Source organism: Variovorax flavidus (assembly GCF_030317145.1).
Lineage (GTDB): Bacteria > Pseudomonadota > Gammaproteobacteria > Burkholderiales > Burkholderiaceae_C > Variovorax > Variovorax flavidus.
Genome location: NZ_JASZYE010000003.1, coordinates 480,283 through 501,088, shown reverse-complemented (window position 1 = coordinate 501,088; position 20,806 = coordinate 480,283). Strand labels below are relative to the sequence as shown.

At 67.1% G+C, this 20,806-nt stretch carries 21 protein-coding genes; 9 read left to right on the top strand and 12 right to left on the bottom strand.

Going from position 1 to position 20,806, the window contains the following annotated elements; translation table 11 throughout:
• Positions 1-140: 140 nt before the first annotated feature.
• Genes QTH90_RS17585 through QTH90_RS17560 form a run of 6 tightly spaced genes read right to left on the bottom strand, consistent with a single transcriptional unit; the run spans position 141 to position 5,513 of the window.
• Positions 141-2,222, bottom strand: a complete 2,082-nt coding sequence (locus tag QTH90_RS17585; protein ID WP_286665850.1) for an SdrD B-like domain-containing protein — start codon at positions 2,220-2,222, stop codon at positions 141-143.
• Positions 2,219-3,025 (bottom strand): fimbrial biogenesis chaperone, encoded by an 807-nt coding sequence (locus QTH90_RS17580; RefSeq protein WP_286665849.1) that lies wholly within the window; start codon positions 3,023-3,025, stop codon positions 2,219-2,221. The genes QTH90_RS17585 and QTH90_RS17580 overlap by 4 nt, the downstream gene beginning before the upstream one ends.
• A gap of 5 nt (positions 3,026-3,030) precedes the next feature.
• Positions 3,031-3,516, bottom strand: a complete 486-nt coding sequence (locus tag QTH90_RS17575; RefSeq protein WP_286665848.1) for a hypothetical protein — start codon at positions 3,514-3,516, stop codon at positions 3,031-3,033.
• Complete coding sequence (locus QTH90_RS17570; protein WP_286665847.1) at positions 3,516-4,172, bottom strand: hypothetical protein; 657 nt, start codon at positions 4,170-4,172, stop codon at positions 3,516-3,518. Before QTH90_RS17570 ends, QTH90_RS17575 begins: the two co-directional genes overlap by 1 nt.
• A 19-nt stretch (positions 4,173-4,191) precedes the next feature.
• A complete protein-coding gene (locus tag QTH90_RS17565; RefSeq protein ID WP_286665846.1) occupies positions 4,192-4,830 on the bottom strand; it encodes a hypothetical protein in 639 nt (212 codons plus the stop codon).
• Between the two features lie 32 nt (positions 4,831-4,862).
• On the bottom strand, positions 4,863-5,513 hold the full coding sequence (locus QTH90_RS17560) for a hypothetical protein (RefSeq protein ID WP_286665845.1): 651 nt from the start codon (positions 5,511-5,513) through the stop codon (positions 4,863-4,865).
• Between the two features lie 266 nt (positions 5,514-5,779).
• Between QTH90_RS17560 and htpG the strand changes: the two genes are divergently transcribed.
• Positions 5,780-7,822: a molecular chaperone HtpG gene (gene htpG / locus QTH90_RS17555; RefSeq protein WP_286665844.1), complete on the top strand. Its 2,043-nt coding sequence runs from the start codon at positions 5,780-5,782 to the stop codon at positions 7,820-7,822.
• 37 nt (positions 7,823-7,859) lie between these two features.
• On the opposite strand, the gene QTH90_RS17550 is transcribed toward htpG, so the two are convergent.
• The 5 genes from QTH90_RS17550 to QTH90_RS17530 are packed head-to-tail and all read right to left on the bottom strand — an operon-like array spanning position 7,860 to position 13,165.
• The gene (locus QTH90_RS17550) at positions 7,860-8,999 is read right to left on the bottom strand and encodes a CaiB/BaiF CoA transferase family protein (RefSeq protein ID WP_286665843.1); all 1,140 of its coding nucleotides are present in this window, start codon (positions 8,997-8,999) and stop codon (positions 7,860-7,862) included.
• The gene (locus tag QTH90_RS17545) at positions 8,996-9,382 is read right to left on the bottom strand and encodes a PaaI family thioesterase (RefSeq protein ID WP_286666283.1); all 387 of its coding nucleotides are present in this window, start codon (positions 9,380-9,382) and stop codon (positions 8,996-8,998) included. The genes QTH90_RS17550 and QTH90_RS17545 overlap by 4 nt, the downstream gene beginning before the upstream one ends.
• 31 nt (positions 9,383-9,413) lie before the next feature.
• Positions 9,414-10,391, bottom strand: coding sequence for a tripartite tricarboxylate transporter substrate binding protein (locus QTH90_RS17540; RefSeq protein ID WP_286665842.1), 978 nt, complete (start codon positions 10,389-10,391; stop codon positions 9,414-9,416).
• A gap of 28 nt (positions 10,392-10,419) precedes the next feature.
• Positions 10,420-11,397, bottom strand: coding sequence for a Bug family tripartite tricarboxylate transporter substrate binding protein (locus QTH90_RS17535; protein ID WP_286665841.1), 978 nt, complete (start codon positions 11,395-11,397; stop codon positions 10,420-10,422).
• A gap of 40 nt (positions 11,398-11,437) precedes the next feature.
• On the bottom strand, positions 11,438-13,165 hold the full coding sequence (locus QTH90_RS17530) for an acyl-CoA dehydrogenase family protein (protein WP_286665840.1): 1,728 nt from the start codon (positions 13,163-13,165) through the stop codon (positions 11,438-11,440).
• Positions 13,166-13,278: 113 nt separating this feature from the next.
• Between QTH90_RS17530 and QTH90_RS17525 the strand changes: the two genes are divergently transcribed.
• A complete protein-coding gene (locus QTH90_RS17525; RefSeq protein WP_286665839.1) occupies positions 13,279-14,169 on the top strand; it encodes a LysR family transcriptional regulator in 891 nt (296 codons plus the stop codon).
• Here the strand turns inward: QTH90_RS17525 and QTH90_RS17520 are convergent.
• Positions 14,166-15,212, bottom strand: coding sequence for a serine/threonine protein kinase (locus QTH90_RS17520; RefSeq protein ID WP_286665838.1), 1,047 nt, complete (start codon positions 15,210-15,212; stop codon positions 14,166-14,168). The two genes, QTH90_RS17525 and QTH90_RS17520, sit on opposite strands and share 4 nt — an antisense overlap.
• Positions 15,213-15,342: 130 nt before the next feature.
• Between QTH90_RS17520 and napE the strand changes: the two genes are divergently transcribed.
• From napE to ccmB, 7 genes are read left to right on the top strand one after another with little or no spacing between them, the layout of a single operon-like run.
• Complete coding sequence (gene napE / locus QTH90_RS17515; RefSeq protein ID WP_286665837.1) at positions 15,343-15,510, top strand: periplasmic nitrate reductase, NapE protein; 168 nt, start codon at positions 15,343-15,345, stop codon at positions 15,508-15,510.
• A 48-nt stretch (positions 15,511-15,558) separates the two neighbouring features.
• Positions 15,559-15,837 (top strand): chaperone NapD, encoded by a 279-nt coding sequence (locus QTH90_RS17510; RefSeq protein WP_286665836.1) that lies wholly within the window; start codon positions 15,559-15,561, stop codon positions 15,835-15,837.
• Positions 15,827-18,316: a periplasmic nitrate reductase subunit alpha gene (gene napA / locus QTH90_RS17505; protein ID WP_286665835.1), complete on the top strand. Its 2,490-nt coding sequence runs from the start codon at positions 15,827-15,829 to the stop codon at positions 18,314-18,316. Before QTH90_RS17510 ends, napA begins: the two co-directional genes overlap by 11 nt.
• A 19-nt stretch (positions 18,317-18,335) precedes the next feature.
• Complete coding sequence (locus tag QTH90_RS17500) at positions 18,336-18,809, top strand: nitrate reductase cytochrome c-type subunit (protein ID WP_286665834.1); 474 nt, start codon at positions 18,336-18,338, stop codon at positions 18,807-18,809.
• Between the two features lie 18 nt (positions 18,810-18,827).
• A complete protein-coding gene (locus QTH90_RS17495; RefSeq protein ID WP_286665833.1) occupies positions 18,828-19,505 on the top strand; it encodes a cytochrome c3 family protein in 678 nt (225 codons plus the stop codon).
• Positions 19,498-20,172, top strand: a complete 675-nt coding sequence (gene ccmA, locus QTH90_RS17490; RefSeq protein WP_286665832.1) for a cytochrome c biogenesis heme-transporting ATPase CcmA — start codon at positions 19,498-19,500, stop codon at positions 20,170-20,172. Before QTH90_RS17495 ends, ccmA begins: the two co-directional genes overlap by 8 nt.
• Before the next feature lie 25 nt (positions 20,173-20,197).
• Entirely contained in the window at positions 20,198-20,803 is a 606-nt protein-coding gene (ccmB, locus tag QTH90_RS17485; protein WP_286666282.1) for a heme exporter protein CcmB, read from the top strand.
• Positions 20,804-20,806 lie beyond the last annotated feature (3 nt).

Genomic DNA, 20,806 nt, shown 5'->3' with positions numbered 1-20,806 from the left:
CGACTTGCACCGATCCATCTTCCCGACATCGAGTTCCACCCTTGCAGCTTGGGGCGTGGGCATCCCGGCGATGCCTACCTCGGGGATATCGGCAGTGTGATCCAAAACTGTAGGGTCGGCCAGGGCTCCAGGGCGTGAAATCAGCGGTCGCGCTGGATCGCGAAGTCGGCGGTGGCGGTGTCGCGCACGAACACGTCGACGCGGCGCGTGGCCGGGCCGGGGTTGCTCCAGGGCAGCGGCAGGTTGTCGGGGACGAGTTCGATCTCGTGGTTGCCGGCCGCCACCGACGGGAAGCTGTAGAAGCCCTGCGCATCGGTGCGCGCGACGAAGCGGCCGTTGAGCACGACCGTGACGCCCGGTACACCGCCCTCGTTGGCTTCGCGCAGCCCGTTGCTGTTCTGGTCGAGGAACACGTGGCCTTCCAGCCGGCCCGAGCCGACGCCGGGGCCGCCGCCGATCGGCGCTGTCGCGGTGCCTGCGCGTGCCTCGTAGCGCACGGCAAACAGCAGGGTGCGGCTGGAGGGCAGCACGAAGATCGGCTGCTGCGTCGCCGCCGTCAGCGCCGACACCACCGCTGGGTTGAGCGACTCCTGGCCGTTCGAGGCGCTGTACTGCACATAGAAGGACCAGCCGGCGCCCAGCGCCCAGCTCACGCGGGCATTGGCATTGAGAAAGCGCGAAGAATTGCTGCCCATGCCGTTGCTGCCGCGCACGCTCAGGTCGAGCCGGCCGCTGGCCAGGAAGGGCAGGCTGCCGAGCGCGCCCCAGATCACCGACCGCGCCGTGGCGCCGAACAGCTCCGATTGCTCGAACGCCAGCGTGGTCGAAAAAGAACTCGACTCGGGCATCGCCCAGGCCTGGTCGAGGCCGAGGCGCACCACCTGCTGGTCGCGGCCGTGCGCCAGGTCCGTGCGCCATTGGCTCTGGCCCCAGGTCGGCGAGATGTGTTCCCAGGTCACCTGCAGCGACTGCGCGGCCTGGGTGCCGGTGCGTGCGGCGACGGTGCTGGAGATCGCGTCGCGCGAGTCGAAGCGGTAGCGCCCGAACAAATTGCCGAAGAGCGAACGGCCCTGCTGGCCGCTCACGCTTTCGCTGAGTTCGACATTGCCGCCGAGCTGCCATTGCCGGGTCGACACGTCCGCGCGCCAGCTCGCGCCCTGCAGGTCGCCCGCGATCGGGTTGCTGCCCCAGCGCAGGGCCGGGTCGAAATAGAAGGCGCTGGCGCCCTGGCGCGCCCAGTCGCTGCGCCAGTCCGCGTCGACCCAGAAGCCGTTGGCCGAATCGTGCGGCGCGAGCGAGCCCAGGTCCGAGGGCTTGCCGGTGCTGTGTGCGTAGTTGGCCTGCACGCGCAAGCCCCCCGGCCGCTCCGTCAGCGGGCCGATGCCGGCGCCGATCGAATCGGCCCACGGCGCCACGCCTTGCCACGAAGTCGCGCCCCAGAACGAGGTGGTGTCCTGTGCATAGCCCGTGATGCTGTTGAGGTTGACGTTGCGTGCGTCCACCCACTGGAAGGCCATGTCGGTGCGCCCGATGCCGAGCGGGCTGTCGTCGCCCGCGATCTGCTGCTGCCCGCCGAAGGTGGTGGCGGTGCCGCGGCCGGTGGTGAAGCCTTGCGAGTTGATGCCATCGAAGAAGCCCAGCCGCCCGCTGGAAGCATTGAGGCTGGTTCGGCCGGGCTTCTCGAAGGTCGTCGCGAAGCCTTCGATGGGCAGCGAGGGCAGGGACATGCGGCCGAGTCCGCGCGACAACTGGGTGGCGGCGGTGTTGATGTCGCCGATGCTGTTGTGGGCGTACCAGCCGTTGTTGAAGGGCATGGCGCGCTGGTCGATGCGCCCGGTGTTGCCGCTCAGGTAGGACAGGTTGTAGAGGTTGCCGTTCTGCCCCGAGATGTCGAAGGCCGTCACGGTGTTGCGGTAGCGGTTGAGGCTCAGGTCGGCCGAGAAGGCGCCGTAGTTGGGCGTGTCGAGGAAGCCGGTGAACTGCAGCGTCTGGTTGCGTTGCTCGGTGAGCGCTCGCTGGCGCTGCGTCTGCAGCTCGACGCTGCCGCCGCGCGGCCAGCCGGTGGCGGGCGCTTGCTCGGCGCTCTCGTCGATCTGCGCTTGCGGGGCGCTGTCGAGCACGCGGTCTTCATAGGCGGGCGCTGCCGGTTCCGCGGCGCGGCTGCCCACCGCGAAGCCCGCGCTGAGCATGCCGAGCGCGAGCCAGGTCAGCCGTCGGCTCATGGAGCGAAGCGCTGATCGATCTCGGTCGATCCGGATTCACCCCATTCGAGCTTGCCGCGCACCGTGACCGGGAAGCCGATCTGCACGGTGGCGTCGGCATTGCCGGGGCGGGTGGCGGTCAAGGTGATGTCGCGCGTCTCGCCGGGCAGGATGGGAAGGGAACTGGCGGTGAAGTCGAGGGAGGTGCCGCTGGCGTCCGTGCCCTTCAGGAAGCCGCTGAGCCGGCCATGCGCGGTGCCGTCGTTGCGCACCTTGAGCACCGGCAGCTTCTGTCCGTTGACCGTCTGCACGCTGCTGCCGACCACGCTGAGCGCGGGCTTCACGTCGCCGACCGCCACATAGACGATCACGCCGACCCGGGCCGCGAGGCCGATCGGCATGGTGGCGCTGGCCGCCTGTTCCTTGCCTTCGATCAGGATCGCGAAGCGGCACTCCATGGGTGGGGTGTCGGCAGGCGGCGAGACCTCGAAGCGGAAGCGATAGGGCCGGCCGGGCGCGGCCACCACTTCCTTGCGCTCGATCGCGACCCACGGGCGGCAGCTGCCGGGCGTCAGCGCGTCGATGAACTCGACCGTGGCATCGGGTTTGAAAGTCCAATCCGCAGTGCGCACGCTGTAGTTGCCCGGACGCGCGTCGACCTGGGAGAGTTCGATCACTTCGCGCAGCGACGCGCCGGGCTTGGCGCTCAGCTCGAAGCGCGGGGGCGAGACCGCCAGCGCGAACTGCGCAAAGGCGGCGGGGCACCACACGCCGATGCCGAGTGCGATCAGGGCAAGCGGTCGAAATGGTCGGAAAGCAGTCATGCGGTTCAAGGCGATACCTCGATCTCGAAAAAGAACTGAAGTCGCTGGGTGCGCGTCAACAGGCGGCCATCGGCCAGGAGGTTGAGCTGAATGGTTTCAGTCAGGAAAGGGTCGCGCACGACGCCGTCGAACACCAGCGTGCGGCTGCCGCCCTGGACGGAGCCCGGCAACAGGCGGCCCTGGGTGCGCCAGGTGGCAACGAGCTGCTCGCCTTCCGTGGGCGCCAGCCCCATGAAGATCCGCGCCGGCCGGTTGACCCAGTTCGTGAGGTTGAGGCGCAGGGCGACGCTGAGCTGTCCTTCGATCGCGTTGTCGCCGGTGCGCGAGGGCACCATCTGGCGCCACTTCATCGGCGTCACTGGCTGGCTCACCAGCGTGCCGGTGTCGTCGACGCGGAAGGTGGCGGCTTGCGCCGGCATCGCGAGCAGCGCGTACTGGAGGGCAAGCAGCGCGAGAGCGATGCCTTTGGGAGAACGGCGCAGGAAGTTCATCACGGTGCGACCAGTTCGAAGACGGCTTGCGCCTTGAAGGTGCCGGCCGGCGCGAGTTGCGCATTGGAGTAGCTGAACGTCAGGCAGCTTTCGAACCAGTTGTTGCGCGTGACGGTGAGCAACTGCTGCCTCGAACCGGTGAAGGTGCCGCTGGGAATCGTCGCCGAGGCATCGCCGTTGCCGCCCGAGACCCATGAGATCGTGTTGATCGGAATCGTCTCGCCGGTGGTATTGACCAGCGTAGCGGGCGCGGTGACCGCGAGGGTGGCGTTCGCGCTGGCGTTGGTCGACCGGAAGAAGCCGCCGACGTAGACCTGCCCGTTGCCGGGCGTGCAGAACGCATAGTTGTCGTAAGGACTGTTGGCGGTCGTGCTGTTGGTCGCCATGGTTTGCGGCCCCGCGCCGATCGCGCTGGCCGGCACGGTGGCCGTCACCGTGTTGACCGCCGTGTTGGTGCCCGGCGTGCCACCGCCCGTGTAGGTGCCGGTGAAGGTGCCCGTGCCCACTTGCAGATAGATTGCGCGCGCGGCGGGCGTGATGTTGACGAGGTAGGCCTGCGCCCCGCCGCCGAACGACAGGCCTGCCGCTGCGAGCACGACGGCCGCGGCGGCATGCGCGGAGGGGGCGGGCAGGGTGACGTGCTTCACGAGGGGCATTGTCGCGATCTCCGGGGGGTCAGGGCATGGTGGCCGTGTAGGTGACTCGGCCATGGTTGATGCCGACGCCACCATAGGTGCCGGCAGCGGCGACCTTGGTGTTGGCGTAGCCGTAGGTCCACTTGCCTTCCTGCCGCACCATCTTGTTGGTGGATGGCAACAGCACGGACGAACCAGCGCCGCCCGTGGCGTTGAAGGTCGGGTGCGTGATGCTGCCGTTGTTGAAGTTGGGCGTGGTCGTGGCCAGCGCGGTGCTCGCCACCGTGATCTGGTTCCAGTCGATCTGCTGGCTGGCGGTGCCGTTGTTCAGCGGGCCGACGGTGCTGGAGTTGAGCGTGATGTCGCCGCCGTTGCCCATCACCCTCACGGTGACTGCGCCGCCCGTCAGGTCACCGCCGACGCCGGCGACCGGCACGCCCTTGCCGATCGAGCCGGCCGGCACGGTGAAGCTGATCAGGTCGGGACTGTTGCTGGTGGTGTAGTCGGTGCCGGCGCCGACCCGCAGGTACAGGATGCGGGGGATGGTCACCACGAGGTCCAGCCGCGCCGTGGCCGACAGCGTGCCGCTGTCGCCACTGACGAATTTCGATTCGGCGTGGACCGGGGCGAGCGCAGCGGCGAGCCCGGCCAGCAGCGCTAGCCGCGCCCAGGTCCGCATGATGGTGCTTCGTTTTCCCGGAGGGGGTGCGTTCAGGGCGAGGTCGCGGTGTAGACCACGCGGCCGTTGTTGGTGGTGCCCACGCCGCCGTAGGTGCCGGCAGCGACCGCCGCCGTGTTCGCGTAGGCAAAGGTCCACTTGCCTTCCACATTGACCACGCCCGCAGTCGGTGCCAGCGTGGTCACGCTTCCGTTGCCACCGCCGGTGGAGTTGTTGAAGGTGGGGTGGTCGATGCCGATGTTGTTGTAGCCGGGCGTGTTCGCGGCCAGGGGGGCCTTGGCGACCGTGATCTGGTTCCAGCCGATCGTCTGCCCCGCGGCGTTCTTCATCTGACCCGTGGTAAAGGAATTCAGCGTGACGTTCTGGGTGCCGCTGCCGTTGGAGAGAACTCGCACCGTCACGGCGCCGCCGGTCAGATCGCCGCCAACGGTGGTGGCCGCGCCGCCGGTCACGCCGGTCGCCGGGACCGTGAAGTCAATCAGGTCAGCCGTGGTGCCATTGGCGAGGTTGCTCCCGGTGCCGACCTGGAGGAACAGGACACGCGGAACGTTGACCCTGAAATCGAGGCGCGCCTGGGCAGTGGCTGGGCCAGCGCCCGCCGGTGTCACCAAGGTGGAATCGGCCAGCGCGGCCAACGGAGAGACAAGAGCCGCAAGAACCGGAACCAGGACAAGCTTTTTCATGAAGACTCCCGCAAGGGGTTGATGTGAAGGTGGCCGGACTGTAGGCGGCGACCTACAACCCGCGTAAGGACATAGTTCTCAGAAAAGTCTCAAAGTGTTCATTTGCGGGAAATCCGTGATGTAAGTCTTTGCGGTTACCGTTGGTCGCCAATCCGGTGTGCTTGTCTTCGTGAAGTTGTTCACGCGCGCCGTCGATGGGCGCCGTCTTGTAAAGTCTTCCGTTCGCCGCAGGCGGCGATGTTTTTTCTCTGACTGTCTTCAGTGCCATGACCATTCCCAAGACCAAACTCCCCTTCCAGGCCGAAGTCGCGCAACTGCTCTACCTCGTCACGCACTCGCTCTACTCCAACAAGGAAATCTTCCTGAGAGAGCTGATCTCGAATGCGTCGGACGCCTGCGACAAGTTGCGTTTCGAGGCCATCGACCAGCCCGCGCTGTACGAAGACCAGCCCAACCTGGACGTGCGCGTGTCCTTCGACCAGGACGCCAAGACGCTCACCATCACCGACAACGGCATCGGCTTGAGCCAGCAGGAAGCCATCGACAACCTCGGCACCATCGCCAAGAGCGGGACCAAGGAGTTCATGAGCAAGCTCTCGGGCGACCAGAAGGCCGACGCGCAGCTCATCGGCCAGTTCGGCGTGGGCTTCTATTCGGGCTTCATCGTGGCCGACAAGATCACTGTCGAATCGCGCCGCGCAGGCTTGCCCACCGAAGAAGGCGTGCGCTGGGTCAGCAGCGGCGCGGGCGACTTCGAGGTCGACAGCATCACGCGCCCGCAGCGCGGCACCAGTGTCATCCTCCACCTGCGCGACGATGCCGACGAGTACCTGAACGCCTGGAAGCTCAAGTCCATCATCGGCAAGTACTCCGACCACATCTCCCTGCCCATCCTCATGGAAAAGGAAGAGTGGAAGGAAGGCGAGGACAACAAGGGTGGCGCGATGGTCAAGACCGGCGAGTGGGAGCCGGTCAACCAGGCGAACGCACTCTGGAGCCGCGCCAAGAAGGACATCACCGAAGAGCAGTACGTCGAGTTCTACAAGAACATCAGCCACGACCACGAGGCGCCGCTCGCCTGGAGCCACAACCGCGTCGAGGGCAACACCGAGTACACGCAGCTGCTCTACATCCCGGCCAAGGCGCCGATGGACCTGTGGAACCGCGACAAGGGCGCGGGCGTGAAGCTCTACGTCAAGCGCGTCTTCATCATGGACGACGCCGAGGCGCTGCTGCCGAGCTACCTGCGCTTCGTCAAGGGCGTGATCGACTCCGCCGACCTGCCGCTCAACGTGAGCCGCGAGTTGCTGCAGGAGAGCCGTGACGTGAAGGCCATCCGCGAAGGCAGCACCAAGCGCGTGCTGAGCATGCTGGAAGACCTCGCGAAGAAGCAGAAGACCGGCAGCGAAAGCAGCGAGGGCAAGATCGACGTCGGTTCCGGCGAATCCGTGCCCACGCCCGAGCCGACCGAAGGTGTGACGGACGTCGTCGACAAGAAGGCGGCCGACAGCACGCCCGCTGCCGAAGCCGCCGCTGGCTACACCGACGAATCCGGCAAGTACGCCAAGTTCTACGCCGAGTTCGGCGCCGTGCTGAAGGAAGGGCTGGGCGAGGACTTCGGCAACCGCGAACGCATCGCGAAGCTGCTGCGCTTCGCGTCGAGCACGACCGACACGGTGAGCGTGAGCTTTGCCGACTACAAGTCGCGCATGAAGGAAGGCCAGGACGCGATCTACTACATCACGGCCGACACCTTGGCCGCGGCCAAGAACAGCCCGCAGCTCGAGATCTTCAAGAAGAAGGGCATCGAGGTCCTGCTGATGACCGACCGCGTCGACGAATGGGCGCTCAACTACCTGACCGAATTCGACGGCACGCCGCTGCAGAGCGTGGCCAAGGGTGCGGTCGATCTCGGCAAGCTGCAGGACGAAGCCGAGAAGAAAGCGGCTGAAGAGGCTGCGGAATCGTTCAAGCCGCTGCTGGAGCGGCTCAAGGAAGTCCTCAAGGACAAGGCCGAGGACGTGCGCGTCACCACGCGCCTCGTGGATTCACCGGCCTGCCTCGTGGTGCAGGACGGCGGCATGAGCACGCAGCTCGCACGCATGCTCAAGCAGGCTGGCCAGCCGGCACCGGAAGTGAAGCCCGTGCTGGAGGTGAATGCGGAGCATCCGCTGGTGAAGAAGCTGGAAGGCTCGGCGCACTTCGAGGATCTGGCGAATATCCTGTTCGACCAGGCGCTGCTGGCCGAGGGCGGCTTGCCGGCGGACCCGGCTGCGTATGTGCGGCGCGTGAACGCCTTGCTGGTCTGAGCACGCCCGTCTTGGCCGGTTCCGCGGCGGGTCGAGATCAGGCGGCGGTATCGGACTCGATGAAGCTCTCACCCGCCGTCAACGGCGCATGCCGGTAGGTTGCCGGCGTACGGCTCAGCTTGATGGGTGACGCAACCCCACGGTAGCCGCCTTCCAATTCCACCACCATGCCGCGATGGGCCGTGTGCGGATGCTCCAGCGCGGCGTCCACCGACAGCACCGGCGCCGCAGGCACGCCGGCGGCCATCAAGGTCTCGACCATCGCGCGCCCATCGAAGTCCGCCAGCGCGGCTTCGAGCCGCTGCTTGAGCCCCTCGCGGTGAATCGAGCGCGCGCCCGCGGTGCGGTAGAGCGGATCGTCCGCGAGCGCGGGTTGTCCGATGCACACGCAGAAGCTCGCGAACTGCCGGTCGTTGCCGACCGCGACGAAGATCGGGTCCGTGCGGGTCGCGAGCGCGTCGTAGGGGTAGATGTTGGGATGCGCATTGCCGGTGCGCCGGGGCACCGCGCCATCCATGAACCAGTTCGCGGCATGCGGATGCAGCAGCGAGAGGCCGCTGTCGTACAGCGCCGCCTCGATGAACTGGCCGCGGCCACTGCGCGTGCGCTCCTGCAGTGCGAGCAGCACGCCGATCGTCGCGTTGAGGCCGGTGACCATATCGACCACCGGCAGCCCGACGCGCAGCGGACCGCCGTCGGCCTCACCGTTGATGCTCATGATGCCGGTCATCGCCTGCACCGCCGCGTCGTAGCCCGGCAGCGCGCCGAGCGGGCCGTCGGCGCCGAAGCCCGACACGCGGCACCAGATCAGCCGGGGGAAGCGCTTCGACAGCTCGTCGTAGCCGATGCCCCAGCGCTCCATGGTGCCGGTCTTGAAGTTCTCGACCAGCACGTCGGCCTCGGCCACCAGCGCCAGCAGCGCGTCGCGTCCATCGGCGCTGCCGAGGTCGAGCGCCATGGTGCGCTTGTTGCGATTGAGCCCGTGGTAGTAGGACGCCACGCCTTCCTTGAAGGGCGGCCCCCAGGTGCGCGTGTCGTCGCCTTGCGGCGGCTCGACCTTGAGCACGTCGGCGCCGTGGTCGCCGAGGATCTGGCCGCAGTACGGGCCGCCGAGGATGCGCGAGATGTCGAGTACGCGGATGCCGGCGAGTGCGCCGGTGTTGGCAGTCGGGGTCATGATGATCTTTCTACGAGCTTGAAGGTGCCGGTGGCGAGCGCCAACAGATCGCCTTGCGCATTGCGCGCCTCGCCGCGCGCGAAGCACAGCGAGCGGCCACGGCGTTCGCAGGTGGCCGTGGCGATGACGTCGCTGGCGCAGGGCGCGACGAAATGAAGCGACAGGTCGATCGTCACGACGCCGTAGCGCGTCGGCGCATGCGCGCGGGTGGCGCTTGCCAGGGTGCAATCCATCAGCACGGCGAAGGCGCCGCCGTGCACGTCGCCGCGGCTGTTGGTGTGTGCCGGGTCGGGCGGCATGCGCACGCGCGCCCGGTCATCGCCGATCTCCTCGCCGCGCAGTCCGAAGGCCTTGGCCATCGGCATGGGCAGGCCGAAAAGCATGCCGGGGGCTTCGTTGTCGAAGGTCACGGCATCAATCCAGCAGCCCGGCCTTGCGCAGGCGGTCGACGCGGTCCTTCTCGCGGGTCAGGCTCGCCAGCGCGTACTTGCGGTAGTCGTCGGAGCCCATGTAGTTCATCGGCTGGTTCAGCTGGTCCATCACACGCTGGCTTGCCGGGGATTCCAGCGCCTTCCTGAAGGCGTCGTGCACGACCTTCACGCGTGCCGGGTCCATGCCTGCCGGTCCGGCGATGCCGTAGGGCGAATCGATGAACGCGTCGATGCCCTGTTCCTTGAGCGTCGGCAGGTCGGGGTAGCGCTTCACGCGCTTCGGCGTGAGCATCGCGAGGTAGCGCATCTTGCCCGCCTCGATGTGCGGCACGGCCACGCCCGAGAGCGGGGCCGCATCGATGTGGCCGCCGAGGATGGCGTTGGCCACGTCGGCGTCGCCTTTGTACGGGACCATGTTGAATTGCAGGTTGGCCATGGCGCCGACCTCGTCCATCACGATGCGCGGCGTGCCGACGGCGCCGGTCGCGCCGATGTTGATCCGGCCCGGGCGCTTCGCGGCATCGGCGGCGAACTCCTTCCAGGTCTTCCAGGGCGCATCGGCCTTCACGGTCAGGCCGAAGGTGTAGTCGGACAGCATCACGATGTACGAGAAGCTCGTGGCCGGGTCGAAGGCCACCTTGTTGACGTAGGGCTCGCGGTACACCGATGCGGGCAGCACGGCCAGCGTGTAGCCGTCGGCCGTGGCGCGCGGCATCGCTGCAGCGCCGTTGATGCCGTTGGCGCCGGGGCGGTTGTCGAGCACGATGGCCTGGCCGAGCACCTTGCCGGCTTCGTCGGCGAGCGTGCGCAGATGCTGGTCGGTCGGGCCTCCGGCCGCATAGGGAACGATGAGCGTGATCGGGCGTTCGGGGAAGGGCGCGGCCATCGCTGCGCCGGCGCCCAGGGCCAAGGTGGCGGTGGCTGCGGACAGAAGCCTTCTTCGAGTGAGCGGGAACCTCATGACGTATCTCCTTGATGTCGTTGTGCGTTCAGTCCAGTTGCGCGCCTGACTGCTTGACGACGGAGGACCACTTCGTCACCTGCGCCCCGATGTACTTGCCCAGTTGCTCCGGCGTGTTCGAAGGCGCCGGCTCCAGCCCCTGCGAGGCGAACAACTGCTTGACCTTCGGCGTGGCGAGCGCGTCCGCAAAGGCCTTGTTGAGCTTCGCGATCGTGGCCGGCGGCGTACCAGCCGGCGCCACGATCCCGAAGAACACGCTGACGTCATAGCCCGTGACGCCTTGCTCGGCGAGCGTCGGCAGGTCGGGCAGGGCCTGCGAGCGCTGCGCAGTGGCAATGCCGAGCGCGCGCAGCTTCCCGGCCTTTACGTAGGGCAGCGCGGTCAGCACGTCGGTGAAGCTCATCGACACCTGGCCGCCCAGCAGGTCGTTGAGCGCCGGGCCGGTGCCCTTGTACGGAATGTGTTGCAGATCGGTGCCGGCGATGCCGTTGAAGAGCACGCCCGCCAGGTGCGACGAGGCGCCGTTGCCCGACGACGCATAGCTCAGCTTGCCCGGATGGGCCTTGGCATAGGCGATGAGCTCGCGCACATCCTTGGCAGGCACGGAGGGATTCACGACCAGGATGTTGGGCAGGTGGCCGACCTGGATCACCGGCGCGAAGCTCTTCACCGGGTCGTAGTTGATCTTGCGATAGAGACTGGCGTTGATCGCCAGCGGTCCGGAGGTGCCGAACAACAGCGTGTGGCCGTCGGCCTCGGCGCGCGCCACGTAGTCGGCTCCGATGTTGCCGCCGGCGCCGGCGCGGTTCTCCACGATCACGGGCTGGCCGAGGTGGTCCTTGATCTCGGCCGCAAGCGTGCGCGCCATGGCGTCGGTGGGGCCGCCCGGCGGGAAGGGGATGACCAGCGTCACCGGCTTGGTCGGGAAGGTCTGCGCCTGGGCCGTCGACACGACAGGCAGTACGGCGATGCAGGCGACGAGAGCGAAGGTCTTGAGCAGTTTCATGTTTGTCTCCTTGAAGTGCTTCTTGTGAATACGTCGGGTCTCAGGCCATTGCGGCCACTTTGGCGCGCAACGCGGTGGTGTCGGTGCGCCATGACTCGGGCACGCCACCTGCGTCGAGCGGATCGCGCGGCAGCACGCGATGCAGCAGCACCAGCTGTGCCCACTGGATGCGCTGCGCCGAGCCGGTGCGCGAGCCTTCCCAGGCCATCGCGATCGCGCTGCAGGTGTGATAGAGCGCCGAAGCGGCCTGGCGCGCCAGCAATTCGCCGCCCTCTTGCGAAGCGTGTTCGGCCAGCGCGGCGGCGCGCAACAGCGCATCGCGCAGGGCGGCGGCGAATGCAGGCGCCACCACGGCCTGATCCAGCAGCATCGAGAAATGGTCCTGCAGCGCGGGCAGCGAGTTCTCCCGCTTGACCGCGCGCAGCACGTCGAGCGCGACGATGTTGCTAGTGCCTTCCCAGATCGAGCCCAGGTGTGCATCGCGAACCAGGCGCGGATCGGCCCATTCCTCGATGTAGCCGCAGCCGCCGCGTACTTCCATCGCATCGCCGGTCACCTTGCGGGCATCGCGGCAGGCGCGAAACTTGATCAGTGGCGTGAGGATGCGCAGCAGGGGGTAGGCGGTCTTGTCGCCGCTGTCCGAGCGGGCGAGTGCCAGCGCGGTCTGGAACACCATCGTGCGGGCCTGCTCTGCTGGCAGGCGCAGCTTCTGCAACTGGCGCTGCATCAGCGGCATGTCGGCCAGGCGCTTGCCGAAGGCGCGGCGTTCGCTCGCGATGTATTCGGCCTCCGCCACTGCACGGCGCATCAGGCCGGCGGCACGCACGCCGTTCGACAGGCGCGAGTTGTTGACCATGTCGGCCATCTGCTGGAACCCACGGCCCGCCTCGCCAACCAGGTAGGCGACCGCGCCTTCGAGGCGGATCTCGCCGCTGGCCATCGAGCGCGTGCCCATCTTGTCCTTGAGACGCAGGATTCGGTAGTGGTTGGCGCTGCCGTCGTCGAGCTGCTTCGGCAGCAGGAACAGCGACACGCCCTTCATGCCGGCCGGCGCATCGTCGGCGCGCGCCAGCACCATCGCGAAATCGGCGTCGGGGTTGGAGCAGAACCACTTGTCGCCGCTCAGGCGCCATTGACCGGCGTCGTCCTGCCAGGCGCGCGTGACGGTCGCGGCAATGTCGGAGCCGGCGGCCTGCTCGGTCATGAACATCGCGCCCTGCGCGAGCGTGTCGAAGTCCAGCGACTGGAAGCGCGGCAGAAAGCGCTCGACCAGTTCGGGGCTGCCGAACTTCTTGAGCGTGCGCGCCAGCGAATCGGTCATCGAGACCGGGCAGCACAGGCCGAACTCGGCCTGCACGAAGAGATAGGTCAGCACGTACTTGACCAGCGGCGGCATCTTGCCCTTCCAGCCCAGCGTTTCATCGCGGTGCGACATCGCGGCCAGGCCGAACTCGCTGAGCGCCAGGCGCTCCATCTCGACGTAGGCTGGGTGCTTGATGACCTTCTGGTCGTCGATGCCGGTGCGCGTGCGCAACTGGAGGGTGGGTGGGTTGTGGTCCGCCACTTGCGCCAGCTCGTCGAGCCGGCCGCCGGCCAGCCCGCCGAGCCGCTCGAAGTGGGGTTGCATGTGCTGCAGCAGCTCGGGCGGCAGGTACAGCGCGAGCAGCGTGTGCAGCTCGGTGTCGGTCGTGAAGAGGTTCTGCCCATGGCGGTCGGGCACGGGATGGGCGGCGGTGTTGCCGGTCGATGCGGCGGTGCGGGTGGTCATGGCCTGTCTCCTTGGGCCGCCATCTTTGAGTCTCGAACGATTCCTGTCCAATATCAGATATGTCTTGATTGATCTGATTTGCCTATTGTGAAAAACTGCTTCGGATGGAACGCATGGAACTGAGACATCTGCGCTATTTCGTCGTGCTGGCGAAGGAACTGCACTTCGGCCGCGCCGCGCGGCGGCTGGCGATTTCACAGCCGCCGCTGAGCGTGGCCATCCGGCAGCTGGAGGACGCCGTGGGCGCGCGCCTGTTCGACCGCAACAGCAAGGAGGTGCGCCTCACCCCTGCCGGCGAGGCGCTGCAGACATCCGCAACGCTCCTGCTGCGCCAGGCAGAGGAAGCGGCGCTGCAGGCGCGTGACGTGTCGCAGGGCTCGGCCGGGCGGCTGCGCATCGGCTTCGTCGGCGCGATGCTCTACCGTGGACTGCCGCCTGCGCTACGCAAGTTCCAGGCGAAGCACCCTGCGGTGCGGGTCACGATGGTCGAACTCAACTCGGGCGAGCAGATCGTCGAACTGCTGCATGACCGGCTGGACCTCGGCTTCGTGCACACCAGCCGCATGCCGGCGGAACTGCGGCACGTGCTGCTGGTGTCGGAACCTTTCGTGGCCTGTCTGCCGGTCGATCACCGGCTGGCGCGACGGCGCACCGTATCCACCGCCAGCTTGCGCGACGAACCCTTCGTGCTGTTCTCGCGCAGCGTGTCGCCCGACTATCACGAGCGCATCCTGTCCATCTGCGCGCAGGCCGGCTTCCGGCCCGAAGTCCGCCATGAGGTTCGGCACTGGCTGTCGGTGGTGTCGCTGGTCTCGCAGGGCATGGGCGTGGCGCTGGTGCCGAGCGCCATGCGCCACACGGCGCTGCGGGGTGCGGTGTTCCGGCCGCTGGAAGAAGAGGTCGCGCGGTCCGAAGCGTTCTGCGTGTGGCGCGACGGGCCGGAGAATGCGGTGGTGCAGGGCTTCCTGCGGGCGATGCAGGTTGACCCGTCGTCGGCCGCCTAGGCGTAGAGAGGCTCTTCCTCCATCGCCTCGCACTGGTCCTGCAGCATCTGGATCTGCCCCTTCCAGTAGTCGCTCGAGCCGAACCACGGGAAGTTGATCGGAAAGATCGGATCTTCCCAGCGCCGCGCCAGCCATGCGCTGTAGTGGATGAGCCGCAGTGTGCGCAGCGGCTCGATCAGCGCGAGTTCGCGCCGGTCGAAGTCGCGGAACTGCTCGTAGCCGTCGAGCAGGCCGCTCAATTGCGTGGTGCGCTGCGCGCGGTCGCCCGACAGCAGCATCCAGAGATCCTGCACTGCGAAGCCGGTGCGGGCGTCGTCGAGGTCGACGAAGTGTGGGCCGCCATCGGGGCGATCGGTCGGCGTCCACAGGATGTTGCCGGGGTGCACGTCGCCGTGCAGTCGCAGCTTCTTCAAGGCCGCGTCGGCAGACTGCGCGCCGGTGCCGAGCGCAGTGGCCGAGATCATCTCGAAGGCCGCGTTGCAGGCCGTTTCCCACTCGCGCTGGACGTCGAGCGGCACCATGTCGTGGCCCAGCAGCCAGTCGCGCGATGCGATGCCGAAGGTCTGCAGGTCCAGCACCGGGCGCGCTGCGAAGGGCTTGCGCGAGCCGACCGCATGGATGCGCGCCAGAAAGCGCCCGATCCATTCGAGCACTTCGAAATCGTCCAGCTCCGGCGCGCGTCCGCCACGGTAGGGGCTCACGCTGAATGCGAAGCCGCCATGTCGATGCAGCGTCGCGCCATCGACCGCGATCGGCGGCACCGCGGGCACTTCGGCAGCAGCGAGTTCGAGCGAGAAGCCGTGCTCCTCGAGGATCTCTGCATCGGACCAGCGCCCGGGCCGGTAGAACTTGACGACGACGGCGCTGCGATCCTCCAGATACACCTGATAGACGCGGTTCTCGTAGGAGTTGAGTGCGGTGAGCCGGCCGTCGCCGTGCAGGCCCAGCGTCGCCAGCGCATCGAGCACGACGTCGGGCGTGAGGGTTTCGTAGGGATGACCGGCCGAAGCCGCACCAGGAGGAGGGGGGGTAGAAAGCGACACGGCCACATTGTCGGCGTTCGCCGTTGCACCTTTGGGCAAATTGACACTGCCGGGCCTTCGGAGAAGAATGAATTGGACTTTCTCGGTTCTCGCCCGGCATTCTTGCGGTAGCCCGCCATGAAGGAGACCTGTGGAACAACCGAATGGGCCTTTCACCAAAGCACAGGAACTGCGCAGCTTCCTGTTTCTTTCCGTCGTCATGGCGCCTGTGCTCGCGGGCATCATCGTCGCGGGCTACGGCTTTCTTGTCTGGATGTATCAGCTTCTCGTTGCGGGGCCGCCCGGCAGTCGAGGTTGACGCATCCCGCGCAGCGCATCAGCCACCTTTCAAGAAAAGGAAGCCAAAGTGCCCGAGGAAGTGCATATCAGCAGTCTGGTCGTGCATGCCACGCCGAAGCGCCTGCAGCGTGTCGAGGATGCCATTGCGCTGATGCCCGGCGCACGGATCTTCGGCAGTTCGCCCAATGGCAAGCTGGTCGTCACCCTGGATGCCGACAGCGCCGACCAGATGCTCTCCCGGGTGAACGCGATCCAGCGCACCGACGGCGTTCTCTCCGCCGCGCTGGTGTACCAGTACGCGGACACCGTGGAAGCGATGAACGAGGAGATCCCCGATGCCCATTGACAGGAGGGACTTCATTCGCCAGACGGCGGCGGCGACCGCAGGCGCGGTGGCCGGCATTCCCCTGACGGGAATTGCGCAGGCGGTAGCTCCCGACGCGGCCGGGCTCAAGTGGTCCAAGGCGCCGTGCCGTTTCTGCGGCACCGGCTGCGGCGTGACGGTGGCGGTCAAGGACAACCGCGTGGTTGCCACGCACGGCGACCCCGAGGCGGAAGTCAATCGCGGCCTCAACTGTGTCAAGGGCTACTTCCTGTCGAAGATCATGTATGCGGACGATCGCCTGCTGACGCCGCTGCTGCGCATGAAGAACGGCCAGTACGCGAAGGATGGCGACTTCACGCGCGTCTCATGGGACCAGGCCTTCGACGTGATGGCCGCGCAGTTCAAGCGGGTGCTCAAGGAGAAGGGCCCGACGGCGGTGGGCATGTTCGGCTCGGGCCAATGGACCATCTGGGAAGGCTACGCCGGGCTGAAGCTGATGAAGGCGGGCTTCCGGTCGAACAACCTCGACCCCAACGCACGTCACTGCATGGCTTCGGCGGCCGTGGGCTTCATGCGGACCTTCGGCGCCGACGAACCCATGGGCGTCTACGACGACATCGAGGCGGCCGATGCCTTCGTGCTGTGGGGCTCGAACATGGCCGAGATGCACCCCATCCTCTGGACGCGCGTGACCGACCGCCGGCTCAGCGGGCGCAACGTTAGGGTGGCGGTGCTGTCGACCTTCGAGCACCGGTCCTATGAACTGGCGGACATCGAGCTCACCTTCACGCCGCAGACCGACCTGGCGATCCTCAACTACATCGCCAACCACATCATCACGACGAACCGCGTGAACCGCGATTTCGTCGACAAGCACACCTCGTTCAGGCTGGGCAACGCCGACATCGGCTATGGGCTGCGGCCGGAGCATCCGCTGCAGAAGGCGGCCAAGAACGCCAACGACGCGGGCGGCTCCAAGCCCATGACTTTCGACGAGTTCGCGAAGTTCGTGTCTACCTACGACCTCGACTACACCGCCAGGCTCAGCGGCGTGCCGCGCAACCGCCTGCAGGCGCTGGCCGAGATGTACGCCGATCCGAAGGTCAAGGTGATGTCCTTCTGGACCATGGGTTTCAACCAGCACACGCGCGGTGTGTGGTGCAACAACATGGTCTACAACATCCATCTGCTCACCGGCAAGATCGCGACGCCCGGCAACAGCCCCTTCTCGCTGACGGGCCAGCCTTCGGCCTGCGGCACGGCGCGCGAGGTCGGCACCTTCTCCCATCGGCTGCCGGCCGACATGGTGGTGACCAATCCCAAGCACCGGGCCGAGGCGGAACGCATCTGGAAGCTGCCCGAGGGCACCATCCCCGACATCCCCGGCTTTCACGCGGTGCTGCAGAACCGCATGCTGAAGGACGGCAAGCTCAACGCCTACTGGGTGATGGTCAACAACAACATGCAGGCCGCGGCCAACCTGAAAGAGGAAGGCTACCCGGGCTACCGGAACCCCGACAACTTCATCGTCGTGTCGGATGTGTACCCGACCGTCACCGCGCTCAGTGCCGACCTGATCCTTCCAGCCGCGATGTGGGTCGAGAAGGAGGGCGCCTACGGCAATGCCGAGCGCCGCACGCAGTTCTGGCACCAGCTCGTCCGCGCGCCCGGCGAGGCGCGCTCCGACCTCTGGCAGCTGATGGAGTTCTCGAAGCGCTTCACGGTCGAAGAGGTGTGGCCCGAGGAACTGATCGCCAAGAAACCCGAACTCCGGGGCAAGACCTTGTTCGAGGTGCTGTTCCGCAACGGGCAGGTCGACAAGTTTCCGAACTCGGCGATCGAGGCCGGCTACGACAACGACGAGGCGAAGGCCTTCGGCTTCTACGTGCAGAAGGGGCTGTTCGAGGAATACGCCAGCTTCGGCCGCGGCCACGGCCACGACCTGGCGCCCTTCGAGACCTACCATCAGGTCCGCGGACTGCGCTGGCCCGTGGTGAACGGCAAGGAAACCCTCTGGCGCTACCGCGAAGGCTCGGACCCCTACGTCAAGCCCGGCACGGGCTTCCAGTTCTACGGTTTCCCCGACGGCAAGGCGCTGATCTTCGCGCTGCCCTACGAGCCACCGCCGGAAGCGCCCGACAAGGACTTCCCCTTCTGGCTGTCGACCGGCCGCGTGCTCGAGCACTGGCACTCGGGCTCGATGACGCGCCGAGTGCCTGAACTGCACAAGGCCGTGCCCAATGCCGTCTGCTACATGCATCCCGAGGACGCGCGGGCCCTGGGCGTGCGGCGCGGCATCGAGGTGGAGATCAGCTCGCGGCGCGGCAGCATGCGCACGCGGATAGAAACACGGGGCCGTAACAAGCCGCCGCGCGGGCTGGTGTTCGTGCCGTGGTTCGACGCCAGCCAGTTGATCAACAAGGTCACGCTGGATGCGACCGATCCGATCTCCTACCAGACGGACTTCAAGAAGTGCGCGGTGAAGATCGTCAGGGTCTGACACGTCCAGAGACACCGGCATGACCCCACGCAAGCTCCTCCCGCTGCTCGGCCTGCTGGCCGGTTTCGCGTGGGCCCAGTCGGGCGGGCTGGTGGACCCGGCGCGCGGCCCGGTGCCGATCCCCGACCCCACGGAGCCGCCGCGCCTGGGCAATGCGGTGAACGACGACGTGCGGCGCCCGCGCAACTACGACATGCAGCCGCCCACCATCCCGCACCGGGTGGACGGCTACCAGATCGACAAGAACTTCAACAAGTGCCTCGACTGCCATGCGCGCACCCGCACGGATTTCTCGCAGGCGATTCCCGTCAGCCCGACGCACTACATCGACCGCAGCGGCAAGGTGCTGCCGCAGATCTCGACGCGGCGCTATTTCTGCATGCAGTGCCATGTGGCGCAGGACCCGGTCCAGCCGCTGGTGGGCAACGACTTCGAGAATGCCGACACGATCGCGAAGCGGGCCGCCGAGGCCGCCCAGGCCAACAAGAAGTAGCCGCGGGGACGCCACACCATGATGAACCTCCTGAAGCGCTACTGGGCCATCATCCGCCGGCCGAGCGTGCATTTCAGCCTCGGGTTCCTGACGCTGGGCGGCTTCATCGGCGGCATCATTTTCTGGGGTGCCTTCAACACGGCGATGGAATTCACCAACACCGAGAAGTTCTGCACCGGCTGCCACGAGATGCGCGACAACGTGTTCGTGGAGCTCAAGCCCACCATCCACTACACCAATCGATCCGGAGTGCGCGCGATCTGCTCCGACTGCCACGTGCCGCACAACTGGACCGACAAGATGGCGCGCAAGATGCAGGCCTCCAAGGAGGTGTGGGGAAAGATATTCGGCAGCATCTCGACGCAGGAGAAGTTTCGGGAGGAACGTCTCCGGCTGGCCCAGAACGAGTGGGCGCGCTTCAAGGCCAACGACTCGCTCGAATGCCGCAATTGCCACAACTACGAGTACATGGACTTCACGCGCCAGAGCGTCCGTGCGCAGAACATGCACATGACCTTCCTGGCGAACAAGGAGAAGACCTGCATCGACTGCCACAAGGGTATCGCCCACAGGCTGCCCCACATCCCGCCGGGCCAGGCGCCGACCGACACGCCGGGGCAGGTCGTTCCGAAGGAAGGCGACGAGGCACTGGCGCCCGCCGGCGGCGGTCCGGGCGGCGCCAAAGCGGGTGGCTGAGGTCTTGCACGACGGGCTTTGCGTTCGCGAGTTGGCATGCGCGCGCGGAGGGCGGCGTGTGTTTGCCGGCGTCAGCTTCGACGCCGCGCCGGGCGACGTGATTCAGATTCGCGGATCGAACGGCAGCGGCAAGAGCAGCCTGCTGCGGCTGCTGTGCGGCCTGCTGCAGCCGACCGGAGGCCATGTGCATTGGCGCAGCCGCCGCGTCGGCACGCGTGACGCCGCCTTTGCCAGCGAGGTGGCCTACATGGGACACGCGGGCGGCATGAGCGGCGAACTCACGGTGTTCGAGAACCTGCGCTTTTCGCTGCATGTCGCGGGCGCAACAAGCAGCGATGCGGCATGCCGCGACGTGCTGCGGAAACTGCGGCTCGCGGACCGCGAGAACGAGCGGATGCGCCATCTGTCCCAGGGCCAGCAGCGTCGCCTGAGCCTGGCACGCGTGCTCCTGAGCCAGCGGCCGTTGTGGCTGCTCGACGAGCCCTGTGCGGGCCTGGACGCCGAAGGCGAGGAGAGCTTCGACGCCTGCCTGGCCGAACACGTCCGCAGCGGCGGCATGGCCGTGGTGACGACCCATCGCGACATCGATCGCGATGGCCCTTGCGCGCAAACGCTGGACATGAACAGGCTGAGCGATGGCATTCGCCCTACCGATCATCGGCCGTGAAGTCCGCACGGCCTCGCGCCGGCCGATGGATGCGCTCAGCGCGCTGCTGTTCTTCATCGTGGTCGGCAGCGTGTTCCCGCTGGCCGTCGGGCCGGACGCCGCACTGCTGGCGGCCATCGGCCCCGGCGTTGTATGGGTCGCGGCGCTGCTGGCGGTGATGATCTCGCTGCATCGGCTCTTCCTGCCCGACCTGGAGGATGGCGCTCTCGAACAGCTGCTGCTGTCGCCGCGTTCGCTCACAGGCATCGTCTACGCCAAGATCGCGGCGCATTGGCTCATCACATGCCTGCCGCTGGTCGCCGTCGCGCCGCTGATGGGGCTGCAGTTCGGGCTGCCGGCGCAGGCCATCGGCGTGCTGCTGCTGTCGCTGCTGCTGGGCACGCCGACGCTGGTGCTGCTGGGCGCGCTCGGTGCCGCGCTCACGCTCGGGCTTCGCGGCAATGTGCTGCTGGCGCTGATCGTGCTGCCGCTGTGCGTGCCTGTGCTGATCTTCGGCAGCGGCGCGGTCGCAGCCAGCCATCAGGGGCTGCCCGTGAATCCGCACCTGTCGCTCCTCGGCGCCTGTCTGCTGGTGGCGGCATGCCTGTGTCCGTGGGCGGTGGGCGCGGCCCTGCGCCTGGCGGTGGAATGAGCG

What these genes read in the sequence shown, in the direction of transcription:
- QTH90_RS17585 (WP_286665850.1), bottom strand. Translation starts at nt 2,222, where the DNA reads ATGAGCCGACGGCTGACCTGGCTCGCGCTCGGCATGCTCAGCGCGGGC.
- QTH90_RS17580 (WP_286665849.1), bottom strand. Translation starts at nt 3,025, where the DNA reads ATGACTGCTTTCCGACCATTTCGACCGCTTGCCCTGATCGCACTCGGC.
- QTH90_RS17575 (WP_286665848.1), bottom strand. Translation starts at nt 3,516, where the DNA reads ATGAACTTCCTGCGCCGTTCTCCCAAAGGCATCGCTCTCGCGCTGCTT.
- QTH90_RS17570 (WP_286665847.1), bottom strand. Translation starts at nt 4,172, where the DNA reads ATGCCCCTCGTGAAGCACGTCACCCTGCCCGCCCCCTCCGCGCATGCC.
- QTH90_RS17565 (WP_286665846.1), bottom strand. Translation starts at nt 4,830, where the DNA reads ATGCGGACCTGGGCGCGGCTAGCGCTGCTGGCCGGGCTCGCCGCTGCG.
- QTH90_RS17560 (WP_286665845.1), bottom strand. Translation starts at nt 5,513, where the DNA reads ATGAAAAAGCTTGTCCTGGTTCCGGTTCTTGCGGCTCTTGTCTCTCCG.
- htpG (WP_286665844.1), top strand. Translation starts at nt 5,780, where the DNA reads ATGACCATTCCCAAGACCAAACTCCCCTTCCAGGCCGAAGTCGCGCAA.
- QTH90_RS17550 (WP_286665843.1), bottom strand. Translation starts at nt 8,999, where the DNA reads ATGACCCCGACTGCCAACACCGGCGCACTCGCCGGCATCCGCGTACTC.
- QTH90_RS17545 (WP_286666283.1), bottom strand. Translation starts at nt 9,382, where the DNA reads ATGCTTTTCGGCCTGCCCATGCCGATGGCCAAGGCCTTCGGACTGCGC.
- QTH90_RS17540 (WP_286665842.1), bottom strand. Translation starts at nt 10,391, where the DNA reads ATGAGGTTCCCGCTCACTCGAAGAAGGCTTCTGTCCGCAGCCACCGCC.
- QTH90_RS17535 (WP_286665841.1), bottom strand. Translation starts at nt 11,397, where the DNA reads ATGAAACTGCTCAAGACCTTCGCTCTCGTCGCCTGCATCGCCGTACTG.
- QTH90_RS17530 (WP_286665840.1), bottom strand. Translation starts at nt 13,165, where the DNA reads ATGACCACCCGCACCGCCGCATCGACCGGCAACACCGCCGCCCATCCC.
- QTH90_RS17525 (WP_286665839.1), top strand. Translation starts at nt 13,279, where the DNA reads ATGGAACTGAGACATCTGCGCTATTTCGTCGTGCTGGCGAAGGAACTG.
- napA (WP_286665835.1), top strand. Translation starts at nt 15,827, where the DNA reads ATGCCCATTGACAGGAGGGACTTCATTCGCCAGACGGCGGCGGCGACC.
- QTH90_RS17500 (WP_286665834.1), top strand. Translation starts at nt 18,336, where the DNA reads ATGACCCCACGCAAGCTCCTCCCGCTGCTCGGCCTGCTGGCCGGTTTC.
- QTH90_RS17495 (WP_286665833.1), top strand. Translation starts at nt 18,828, where the DNA reads ATGATGAACCTCCTGAAGCGCTACTGGGCCATCATCCGCCGGCCGAGC.
- ccmB (WP_286666282.1), top strand. Translation starts at nt 20,198, where the DNA reads ATGGATGCGCTCAGCGCGCTGCTGTTCTTCATCGTGGTCGGCAGCGTG.